Source organism: Micromonospora sp. 15K316 (genome assembly GCF_004348525.1).
Classification (GTDB): Bacteria; Actinomycetota; Actinomycetes; order Mycobacteriales; family Micromonosporaceae; genus Micromonospora.
The window spans coordinates 1-10,460 of record NZ_SMKG01000213.1; the positions used below are offsets into that span (position 1 = coordinate 1).

The following is a 10,460-nucleotide window of genomic DNA, read 5'->3' on the forward strand; positions in this document are numbered from 1 at the left end:
GTCGGGGGGCGACCGCATCGGCGCCGCCCGCGGGGGGAGTCTGGGACGGTTCGGGTTGCTGCGGCACGTGTGCACCCTACCGACCGCCTCCGACGGCCCATCCGGTCGGCCTTGTCCGGTGTCGCCTCCCGGCACGCATTAATCTTGGTGCCATGTCGAGCCCCGCCGAGCGGTACGCCGCGGCGCGCCGCCGGGCCGCGCAGGCCTCCCACTTCCCGGCGTTGGACGAGTTCGCCCTTGACCTGGGGTTCGATCTCGACGATTTCCAGCGGGAGGCGTGCCAGTCGTTGGAGCGGGGCAGCGGCGTCCTGGTCTGCGCGCCCACCGGCGCCGGCAAGACGGTGGTCGGCGAGTTCGCCGTGCACCTGGCGCTGCGCGGCGGCGCGCCGGCGCCCGAGGGTGAGGCGGCCGCACGCCGCAAGTGCTTCTACACCACCCCGATCAAGGCGCTGTCGAACCAGAAGTACCACGACCTGGTGGACCGCTACGGCGCCGACCAGGTCGGTCTGCTCACCGGCGACAACGCGATCAACGGGGACGCGCCCGTGGTGGTCATGACCACCGAGGTGCTGCGCAACATGCTCTACGCCGGCTCCAGCACCCTCGAGGGGCTCGCCTACGTGGTGATGGACGAGGTGCACTACCTCGCCGACCGGTTCCGCGGCGGCGTGTGGGAAGAGGTGATCATCCACCTGCCCGCCTCGGTCACCCTCGTGTCGCTGTCGGCGACCGTCTCCAACGCCGAGGAGTTCGCGGACTGGCTGGTCACCGTACGCGGCGAGACCGCGGTGGTGGTCAGCGAGCACCGCCCGGTGCCGCTCTGGCAGCACATGCTGGTCGGCAAGCGCATGTTCGACCTGTTCCACGACGCCGACGCGGCCCGCAAACACGACGTGCACCCGGAGCTGCTGCGTTACACGCGCGACACGGCGCGCCGGCTGGAGCTGGGTGAGGGGCGCAGCGCCGGCCCGGGCGGCGGGCGGCGCGGGCCGCGCTGGCGTGGGCCGATGCGCCCGGACATCGTCGACCGGCTCGACCGGGAGGGGCTGCTGCCGGCGATCCTGTTCATCTTCAGCCGGGCCGGCTGCGACGCGGCCGTGCAGCAGTGCCTCGCCGCCGGTCTGCGGCTCACCAGCCCGGAGGAGCGGGCGGAGATCCGCGAGGTCGTCGAGTCGCGGGTGACCGCCATCCCCGGCGAGGATCTCTCCGTGCTCGGCTACTGGGAGTGGCTCGACGGCCTGGAACGTGGCCTCGCCGCGCACCACGCCGGGATGCTGCCGGCGTTCAAGGAGGTCGTCGAGGAACTCTTCGTCCGGGGCCTGGTGAAGGCGGTCTTCGCCACCGAGACCCTCGCGCTGGGCATCAACATGCCGGCCCGTTGTGTCGTCCTGGAGCGGCTGGTCAAGTACAACGGCGAGGCGCACGTCGACCTGACGCCCGGCGAGTACACCCAGCTCACCGGGCGGGCGGGGCGCCGTGGCATCGACGTCGAGGGGCACGCCGTGGTGGTCTGGTCCCCGGAGACCGACCCCCGGCACGTGGCGGGCCTCGCCTCCACCCGCACCTACCCGCTGCGCTCCAGCTTCCGGCCCTCGTACAACATGGCCGTCAACCTGGTCGGCTCGGTCGGCGCGGAGCCCGCCCGGGCGCTGCTGGAGTCGTCGTTCGCCCAGTTCCAGGCCGACCGGTCGGTGGTCGGGCTGGCGCGGCAGGTGCAGCGCAACACCGAGACCATCGAGGCGTACGGCGCGGAGGCCGCCTGCCACCACGGCGACTTCGACGAGTACTTCGCCCTGCGGGTGGCGATCGCCGACCGGGAGCGGGCGCTCGCCCGCCAGGGGCAGACCCAGCGCAAGGCGGCCGCGGTTGCCTCGTTGGAGCGGCTGCGGGTCGGCGACGTGATCCGGGTGCCCTCCGGCCGCCGGGCCGGACTGGCGGTGGTGCTGGATCCGGCCGCGGGCGGGTTCGGCGAGCCTCGCCCGCTGGTGCTCACCCAGGACCGCTGGGCGGGCCGCGTCGGCCCCGGGGACTTCACCAGCCCGGCCGAGGTGCTCGCCCGGGTGCGGGTGCCGAAGCACTTCAACCACCGCTCGCCGGCGGCCCGCCGGGACCTGGCGGCGGCGGTGGCCGCCACCGGGCTCGACCGGCACGGCGGCCGCCGGGGCGGCCGGTCCCGGCAGCCGATCGGCGAGGACCACCGGCTCAGCCAGCTCCGCACCGAGTTGCGCCGGCACCCCTGCCACGCCTGCCCGGAGCGGGAGGAGCACGCCCGCTGGGCGGAGCGGCGCCGCCGGCTGGAGCGGGACACCGAGGAGCTGCGGCAGCGGGTGGCCGGGCGTACCGGCTCCCTCGCCCGTACCTTCGACCGGATCGTCGCCCTGCTCACCGCCCGCGGCTACCTGAGCGCCGGCGGCGAGGTCACCGACGCGGGTCGTACCCTCGGCCGGATCTGGAGCGAGGCGGACCTGCTGGTCGCCGAGTGCCTTCGTCGGGGTGTGTGGGACGGGCTCTCCCCGGCCGAGTTGGCCGCTGCGGTCTCCGTGGTGGTGTTCGAGGCGCGCCGCGACGTGGACGAGCGGGCGTCGCTGCCGCGCGGCCCGGTCGCCGACGCGGTGGACGAGACGTTGAAGCTGTGGGGCGACATCGAGGCCGACGAGTCCGGGCGGGGCCTGTCGGTGACCCGGGAACCGGACCTCGGCTTCGCGTGGCCGATCTACCGGTGGGCGCGCGGCGAGGCGCTGGGCAAGGTGCTCGCCAGCGGTCACGAGTTCGACGGCGAGATGCCGGCCGGTGACTTCGTCCGCTGGGCGCGGCAGGTGGTCGACCTGCTCGGCCAGCTCGGTGACTCCGGCGGCGCGTCGGCCGAGCTGCGCTCCACCGCGCGGCAGGCGATCGCCGCGATCAACCGGGGTGTGCTGGCCTACCACGCCACCTGATCGTTCCGGCCCCGCGCCGTGGGCGCGGGGCCGGTCGTCCGCCGGGCTCAGGCGTTGTCGGCGAGCGCGTCCACGAGGCGTCGGGTGGAGCCGGCGAGGTTCCACCGGCGGGCCAGCGCCAGCAGGGCGTCCGGGTCGGCGGGCGCGCTGGGCAGCGCGGTGGGTAGTTCGGGCAGCGGCACGTCGAGCGCCACCCGGACCACCTTCGGGGCCACGGCCAGGTAGTCCCGGGCGGCCTCGAGCTTGGCGCGCAGGCCGGGCGCGAACCCGGAGCGGGGGTCGTCGAGAGCGGCGAGGATGCCGGCGAGGTCGCCGTGGCGCTCGAGCAGCCGGGCCGCGGTCTTCTCGCCGACGCCCGGCACACCCGGCAGCCCGTCGCTGGGGTCGCCGCGCAGCGCCGCGAAGTCGGCGTAACGCGCCGCGGGGATCCCGTACCGGGCGTGGACGGCGCTGTCGTCACAGTCCTCCAGCTTGGCCACGCCGCGACCGACGTAGAGCAGCCGCACGGGCCGGGTGTCGTCGACGAGCTGGAACAGGTCCCGGTCGCCGGAGACGACCTCGACCGGGGCGGGCTGGGTGACCGAGAGGGTGCCGAGCACGTCGTCGGCCTCGTAGCCGGCGGCGCCCATGGTGGTGATGCCGATCGCGGCGAGCACGTCGAGGATCACCGGCACCTGCGGGGTGAGGGTGTCGGGCACCACCTCGCCGCCCTCGGGCGCCAGCCGGTGCGCCTTGTACGACGGCAGCAGCGCCACCCGCCAGTCGGGACGCCAGTCGTGGTCGAGGGCGCAGACCATCCGGTCGGGCCGCCGGGTGCGGATGAGGGTCGCGAGCATGTCGAGGAAACCGCGTACCGCGTTGACCGGGGTGCCGTCCTCGGCCCGGGCGGCGGACTCGGGGACGCCGAAGTAGGCCCGGAAGTAGAGGCTCGCGGAGTCGATCAGCAGGATCGGGGGTCGGTGTGCCACGCCGGACAGCCTGGCACAGGCCTGTGACGAACGACAGCGCCGCGCCGGTCAGCGCCGGTCGTCGTCGCGGCGGTAGAGCGTGTCCCGGCGGGCGACCGCCTGGACCAGGTAGGCCACGACCAGCAGCACGACCGCCACGATGACCTCGACCCAGGCCGCCACGCCGTCGGCGACGGTCAGCCCGATGACCAGCAGCACCAGGCCGACAAGCGCGAGCACTCCGCTCCAGAGCTGCCGCCGCCGACGGATGGCGTGACGACTGGGCTCGTTGCCTGTCACCGTCAGTCCTTCCGGTCCCGGCGCCCGGGCGGGCACCTCGCCCCAGGGTATCGACGGCGGGGCAGCCGGAGGCCCGGAACCACGATGCGGCGAGCGGCTGCCCGCCGGGCGCTTCCGGCGGTTGATCGACTCGGGTTCCCGGTAGGTCGGGGTCTGCGGACCGCGTGACACCCGACTTCTCGGGATCACGAGTCGGCCTGGAGCGGGGCCGGCCGGGCGGCGCCGGTTCGCCGAACGGGAACACTCGGCCCGCGCCCGCGATGTTCGAGTCGTCCATCCCCGTTGACGCGAGCCGGATAGTTTCAGTTTGAAACGAACTATAGTCGAGGCGGATCGGAGCAGTGGAGGTGAGATGTGCGACGGGCCGACCTCGCGGACGCGGACTGCGGCATAGCGCAGGCGCTGGGCGTCCTGGAGGACTGGTGGACGTTCCTCATCGTGCGCGACGTCGCCGGGGGGACGACCCGCTTCGACGCGCTGCAGCGGGAACTGGGCGTCAGCCGGCGGGCGCTGACCGAGCGGCTCGGCGCCCTGGTCGCGCACGGGGTACTGGAGCGCCGGCCGTACTCGCAGCACCCGCCCCGCTACGACTACCTGCTGACCCGCAAGGGGGAGGCGCTGCTGCCGGTGCTGCTCGCGCTCCAGGACTGGGGCACGCGACACCTGATGGGCGACGGGGAGCTGACCGCGACGGCCGAGGCCGGCTCGGCCGAGGCGCGGCGGGCGCACCAGCTGGTCGGGCGGCGGCTGCCCGACGTGAGTCTGCCCGGACCGGACGGGCTGCCCGTGTCACCGGCGGCCGCCGGCGAGTGGACCGTGCTCTACTTCTTCCCGGGGGCTTACGCGCCGGGCGCCGCGGGCTACCCGCCGGGGTGGGGGGAGATCCCGGGCGCCCGGGGCTGCACCGTCGAGTCGGCGACCTACGCCGACCGGTACGCGGACTTCCGGGCCGCCGGGGCGCAGGTGCGCGGCGTCAGCACGCAGCGCCCCGACCAGCTCGCCGACTTCGCCGCGTACGCCCGGCTGCCGTTCCCGCTCCTGTCCGACCAGGACGGTCGCCTCGCGGCGGGGCTGCTGCTGCCGACGTTCCGTGCCGGCGGTGTCGCGCGGCTGAAACGGTTGACGCTGCTCGTCGACGCGGCCGCGGTGGTCCGTGCCGTCCAGTTCCCGGTGACCGATCCGGCCGGCTCGGTGGACGAGATGCTCGACCTCGTCCACCGGAGCCGGCCGGCCTGAACCGCGTCCGCGGCGCGGATCAGGGCAGGACCCACCGCTGGTTGGCGCCGGCGAAGCAGTCCCAGATCTGCAGCCGGGTGCCGTCCGCCGAGCTGTTGTCGGTGGCGTCGAGGCACCTGTTCGACTGGGGGTTGCGCAGTGTGCCGTTGGACTGGGCCTGCCAGACCTGGGCGCCGCTGCCGTTGCAGTCCCAGAGCTGGACCTTGGTGCCGTTCGCCGTACCGGCGCTGGTGATGTCGGCGCACTTGCCCAGCGCGCGCAGCGTGCCGTCGGTGCCGACCGTCCAGCGCTGGGCGGTGGTGCCGTTGCAGGTGAAGAGCTGGATCGGCGTGCCGTTGGCGGTGTTCGCCGCGGCCACGTCGACGCACTTGCCGCCGATGCCGGTGATCTGCCCGGTGCGGCCGGTGGGCGGGTTGCCGCCACCGCCCATGACGGTGTCGTAGATCGCGCTCACCAGGGAGGTCGAGTCGTTGCGGTCCTGTGACAGCTCCCAGTTCATCATCCCGCCGGCGTTGGCCATCGCCCACTGGGTCTTCCGCTTGACCGTCGGTACGCCGTTGTAGCACTGCTGGACGCCGCTGACCGTGGTGCAGTCCCGGTTGGCGTTGGCCGGGTCCATGCCGACCAGCGCGGAGTAGGTGTAGTAGCCGGGCCGGCTGTAGAAGGGCACGCCGAGCACCGCCTTGGCTGCCGGCAGGCCGCGCGCCTTCCAGCCGTTCAGGCTGTTGATCGACCAGTCGTAGTTGGCGTGCGGGCTGCCACCGTCGTACGCCATGATGTTGAGCCAGTCGACGTAGCCGAACACGGCCGTCGGGACGCCCTGGACGTAGTAGCCCTCGGAGACGACGGCGGCGGTGAGCAGCTTGCCCTGGGGGCGCAGCGCGTTGCTGAGCTGCTGCATCAGCAGGCTGTAGTTGTTGGCCGAGGCGCCCGGGTCCGGGTACTCCCAGTCCATGTCGACGCCGTCGAGGTTGTACTGGTTGACGAAGTTGACGACGCTGTTGACGAAGGTGGTGCGGCTGCCGGAGTTGGCGGCGAGCGCCTCGAAGGCCGAGTCATCGCCGTCGTTCCAGCCGCCGATCGCGATGGACACCTTCACGTTGTTGGCGTGGCTGAGCGACACCAGCTGGGAGAGCTTGCTCGGGTTCTCCACCGCCCGGAGGGTGCCGTTGTTGTTCGGCAGGACGAACGCGTAGTTGATGTGGGTGAGCTTGCTGTACTGGATGCTGGTGACGTTGCCGCTCCAGGACGGCATGTAGCCGACGCTCTTGAAGTTGTTCGGTAGCACCGCCGCCTCGGCGGTGGCGGGGGAGAGGGCGAGGGTCGCGCCGGCGGTGGCGAGCGCGAGCAGGCCGGCCGCGAGGGCCGAGCGGCGGGGGCGTGTCGTGGACATCGAGGGCCTTCCCGTGGACGGGTTGCGGTGGGTGCCCCCCGGTGGGGTGCCGGGGCGTACGGGTCGGACAGGTTTGTCTTCCTCGAGGAAGCCAAATCTTAAAGAGTGTTAACTGTCTGAGTCAATGATGTCGTTCAATGAATGGGAGAGCGCTTCCCGGCGCGCCGGCCGGCTAGGTGACCCCCCGAACGACCGTTAAGCTGACGCCGTGGAAATCGACGACCTCTACCCGCCGGAACGGCTGGTCGCCGCGCGCCGCGCCACCGCCGCGGCCGGACTGGACGCGCTTCTGCTCACCCCCGGCGCCGACCTGCGCTACCTGACCGGGTACCACGCGCGCGCCGCCGAGCGACTGACCTGCCTCGTGCTGCCCGTCGAGGGAACGCCGACGCTTATCGTGCCCGCCCTGGAACGACCCGCCGCCGAGGCGTCCCCCGCCCCGGCCACCGGGGTCCGCATCGTCGACCACGCCGACGGCACCGACCCCTACCCGCTGGTCGCCGCGGCCCTCGGCGGGCCGGTGACCGCTGTCGGGCTCGCCGACCGGATGTGGGCCGAGCAGGTCCTCGCCCTGCGCGCGGCGCTGCCTGGCGCGCAGCAGCGACTCGCCGGCGAGGTGCTGCGCGACCTGCGCATCCGCAAGTCGCCGGCCGAGGTGGCGGCGCTGGCCGAGGCCGGCGCGGCGATCGACGCCGTGCACCGGCGGATGGGGCAGTGGCTGCGTCCCGGGCGCACCGAGGCGGAGGTGGCCGCCGACATCGCCGCCGCGATCCGGGACGCCGGCCACGTCACCGTCGACTTTGTCATCGTCGCCGCCGGCCCCAACGGCGCGAGCCCGCACCACGACACCTCCGACCGGCCGATCGGCGCCGGTGAGCCGGTCGTGGTGGACATCGGCGGCACCATGGCGTCGGGCTACCGCTCCGACTGCACCCGCACCTACGTCACCGGTGGTCCGGCGCCGGCCGAGTTCACCGACTACTACGCCGTGCTGCGGGCGGCGCAGCACGCCGCGGTGGCCGCCGTACGCCCCGGGACGAGCGCCGAGGCGGTCGACGCGGCCGCCCGGGACATCATCAGCGACGCCGGCTTCGGCCCGGCCTTCCTGCACCGCACCGGGCACGGCATCGGCCTGGACGGTCACGAGGAGCCGTACGTGGTCGCCGGCAACGCCCGAGCGCTGGAGCCCGGCATGGCCTTCTCCATCGAACCCGGCATCTACCTCGCGGGGCGTCACGGCGCCCGGATCGAGGACATCGTCGTCTGCACGACGGACGGCGGGCAGCGGCTCAACACCACTTCCACGGAGCTCACCGCACTATGACTGTCGATCGGATCCTTCCCAGCGACGAGGCCCGCGACCTGCTGGACCTCGCCACCGAGATCGCCGACCGGGAACTCGCGCCCAAGGTCACCGGGTACGAGGGGCGCGCCGAGTTCCCCCGCGAGGTGCTGCGCACCCTGGGCCGGGCCGGGCTGCTCGGCCTGCCCTACCCGGAGGAGTACGGCGGGGCGGCCCAGCCGTACGAGGTCTACGTGCAGGTCCTGGAGATCCTGGCCAGCCGTTGGCTCGCGGTCGCCGAGGCGGTCAGCGTGCACACCCTCTCCTGCTACCCGGTGGCCCAGTTCGGCACGGTGGAGCAGCGCAAACTACTTCCCGACATGATCGGCGGCGAGCTGCTCGGCGCGTACTGCCTCACCGAGCCGCAGGGTGGTTCGGACGCCGCGGCACTCACCACGAAGGCGGTCCGCGACGGCGACGCGTACGTCGTGACCGGCACCAAGGCGTGGATCACCCACGCCCGGTCGGCGGACTTCTACAACATCTTCTGCCGTACCGGCGGGCCGGGCCCGGCGGGCATCTCCTGCCTCGTCGCGGACCGGAACACGCCCGGCATCGAGCCGCAGGCCCCCGAGCGCACCATGGGCCTGCACTCCTCGCCGGTGGCGCAGATCGCCTTCGACGGCGCCCGGGTGCCGGCGGAGCGGCTGGTCGGCGGGGAGGGGAAGGGCTTCACCATCGCGATGTCCGCACTGGACTCGGGACGGCTCGGCATCGCCGCCTGCGCGGTCGGGCTGGCCCAGGCCGCGCTGGACTACGCGGTCGGGTACGCCAAGCAGCGGCAGCAGTTCGGCCGGGCCGTCATCGACTTCCAGGGGCTCGGGTTCCTGCTGGCCGAGAACGCGACGCAGATCTCCGCGGCCCGCGCCCTGCTGCTCTCGGCCGCACGACTGCGCGACGCCGGGCGGCCGTACGCGGTCGAGGCCGCGAAGGCGAAGCTCTTCGCTACCGACATGGCGATGCGGGTGACCACCGACGCCGTGCAGGTGCTCGGCGGCGCGGGCTACGTCGCCGACCACCCGGTCGAGCGGTACATGCGGGAGGCGAAGGTGCTCCAGATCGTCGAGGGCACCAACCAGATCCAGCGGCTGGTCATCTCGCGGGCGCTGTCGAAGGGCTGAGGCGACCCGGTGTGTTCGGGCCGGCGCGTTGGGTTCATCACCGCGCGCCGGCCCGCGCCGCTTCGTCGCCGTCCGACGTTTTTCCCGGTAGTTTGCACGCCGTGGAGGAGACCGACCGCGCCATCATCGCCGCGCTGACCGCTGACGGCCGGCTTTCGTACACGGACCTGGCCGAGAAGGTCGGCCTGTCGGTGTCCGCGGTGCACCAGCGGGTACGCCGGTTGGAGCAGCGTGGCGTCATCAAGGGGTACGCGGCGCGGGTCGCGTTCGAGGCGTTGGAGCTGCCGCTGACCGCGTTCGTGGCGATCCGGCCGTTCGACCCGTCCCAGCCGGACGACGCGCCCGAGCGGCTGGCGCACCTGCCGGAGATCGACTCCTGCTACTCCGTGGCGGGCGAGGACTTCTACATGCTGCTGGTGCGGGTGGCCGGCCCCGCGGATCTGGAGCGGCTGCTCCAGGAGATCCGTACCGCGGCGAACGTCACCACCCGTACGACGGTGGTGCTCTCCACCCCGTACGAGAACCGGCCGCCGAAGATCAGTGGCGGGCCGGCGAGTCGGGCGCGGTCCCGGGCGCCGGAGGAGCGGGCTGGTTCCACCGCAGGATGACCCGCCGCCCGTGCTCGTGACCGAGCACGCTCACGGTGGCGGTGTCCAGTCGCAGGAGCCCACCGGCCGACGGCGGTAGGCCGATCCAGCGGGCGCCGAGCACCCGCAGGCTGTGGGCGTGCCCGACCAGCGCGACGCTGCCCTGGTCCAGCAGGGGAGCGACCCGGTCGAGCACCCGGTCCAGCCGCTCCCCGACCTGCCCGGGGGTCTCGCCGCCCGGGCAGCCGTCGGTCCAGATGTTCCACCGCGGGTCGTCCTCGTGGATGTCGACGGTGGTGCGTCCCTCGTAGTCGCCGTAGTTCCACTCGACGAGGTCCTCGTCGACCGCGTCGACGGTGAGACCGGCGAGCTGGGCGGTGCGCAGCGCCCGGACCCGGGGGCTGGCCAGCACCCGCGCGAAGCGCCGGCCGGCGAGGAACGCGGCGAGGGTGCGGGCCTGCCGCTCCCCGTCGGCGGTGAGCTCCAGGTCGGTGTACGAGGTGTGCCGGCGGCTGGCGCTCCAGGTCGTCTCGCCGTGCCGGATCAGCAGGAGCTCTCCCATTCCCCCAGTCAACCACGAGCCGGGGGAGGGCAGGGC

At 73.4% G+C, this 10,460-nt stretch carries 9 protein-coding genes; 5 read left to right on the forward strand and 4 right to left on the reverse strand.

From position 1 onward, the window contains the following. Positions 1-152 precede the first annotated feature (152 nt). On the forward strand, positions 153-2,936 hold the full coding sequence (locus E1211_RS26615) for an RNA helicase (RefSeq protein ID WP_132352052.1): 2,784 nt from the start codon (positions 153-155) through the stop codon (positions 2,934-2,936). A 47-nt stretch (positions 2,937-2,983) separates the two neighbouring features. Here the strand turns inward: E1211_RS26615 and E1211_RS26620 are convergent, their stop codons facing one another. Together E1211_RS26620 and E1211_RS26625 are read right to left on the reverse strand one after the other, a co-directional pair. After that, a complete protein-coding gene (locus E1211_RS26620; RefSeq protein ID WP_132352054.1) occupies positions 2,984-3,904 on the reverse strand; it encodes a 5'-3' exonuclease in 921 nt (306 codons plus the stop codon). Positions 3,905-3,952: 48 nt separating this feature from the next. Further along, on the reverse strand, positions 3,953-4,183 hold the full coding sequence (locus E1211_RS26625) for a hypothetical protein (protein ID WP_132352056.1): 231 nt from the start codon (positions 4,181-4,183) through the stop codon (positions 3,953-3,955). Positions 4,184-4,537: 354 nt separating this feature from the next. On the opposite strand from E1211_RS26625, the gene E1211_RS26630 reads away from it, so the two are divergent. Further along, positions 4,538-5,419, forward strand: a complete 882-nt coding sequence (locus E1211_RS26630) for a winged helix-turn-helix transcriptional regulator (protein ID WP_132352058.1) — start codon at positions 4,538-4,540, stop codon at positions 5,417-5,419. 19 nt (positions 5,420-5,438) lie between these two features. On the opposite strand, the gene E1211_RS26635 is transcribed toward E1211_RS26630, so the two are convergent. Then, complete coding sequence (locus tag E1211_RS26635; protein ID WP_132352060.1) at positions 5,439-6,812, reverse strand: glycosyl hydrolase family 18 protein; 1,374 nt, start codon at positions 6,810-6,812, stop codon at positions 5,439-5,441. Positions 6,813-7,020: 208 nt separating this feature from the next. On the opposite strand from E1211_RS26635, the gene E1211_RS26640 reads away from it, so the two are divergent. From E1211_RS26640 to E1211_RS26650, 3 genes are all read left to right on the forward strand, one after another. After that, the gene (locus E1211_RS26640; RefSeq protein WP_132352062.1) at positions 7,021-8,136 is read left to right on the forward strand and encodes a Xaa-Pro peptidase family protein; all 1,116 of its coding nucleotides are present in this window, start codon (positions 7,021-7,023) and stop codon (positions 8,134-8,136) included. Continuing rightward, a complete protein-coding gene (locus E1211_RS26645; protein ID WP_132352064.1) occupies positions 8,133-9,275 on the forward strand; it encodes an acyl-CoA dehydrogenase family protein in 1,143 nt (380 codons plus the stop codon). The genes E1211_RS26640 and E1211_RS26645 overlap by 4 nt, the downstream gene beginning before the upstream one ends. 101 nt (positions 9,276-9,376) lie before the next feature. After that, positions 9,377-9,883: an Lrp/AsnC family transcriptional regulator gene (locus E1211_RS26650; RefSeq protein WP_132352066.1), complete on the forward strand. Its 507-nt coding sequence runs from the start codon at positions 9,377-9,379 to the stop codon at positions 9,881-9,883. Here the strand turns inward: E1211_RS26650 and E1211_RS26655 are convergent. Beyond that, the gene (locus tag E1211_RS26655; protein WP_132352068.1) at positions 9,813-10,424 is read right to left on the reverse strand and encodes a histidine phosphatase family protein; all 612 of its coding nucleotides are present in this window, start codon (positions 10,422-10,424) and stop codon (positions 9,813-9,815) included. The two genes, E1211_RS26650 and E1211_RS26655, sit on opposite strands and share 71 nt — an antisense overlap. Positions 10,425-10,460 lie beyond the last annotated feature (36 nt).

Excerpts from the sequence above, each read along its gene's own strand:
- E1211_RS26615 (WP_132352052.1), top strand. The coding sequence starts at position 153 with ATGTCGAGCCCCGCCGAGCGGTACGCCGCGGCGCGCCGCCGGGCCGCG.
- E1211_RS26635 (WP_132352060.1), bottom strand. The coding sequence starts at position 6,812 with ATGTCCACGACACGCCCCCGCCGCTCGGCCCTCGCGGCCGGCCTGCTC.
- E1211_RS26655 (WP_132352068.1), bottom strand. The coding sequence starts at position 10,424 with ATGGGAGAGCTCCTGCTGATCCGGCACGGCGAGACGACCTGGAGCGCC.
- E1211_RS26645 (WP_132352064.1), top strand. The coding sequence starts at position 8,133 with ATGACTGTCGATCGGATCCTTCCCAGCGACGAGGCCCGCGACCTGCTG.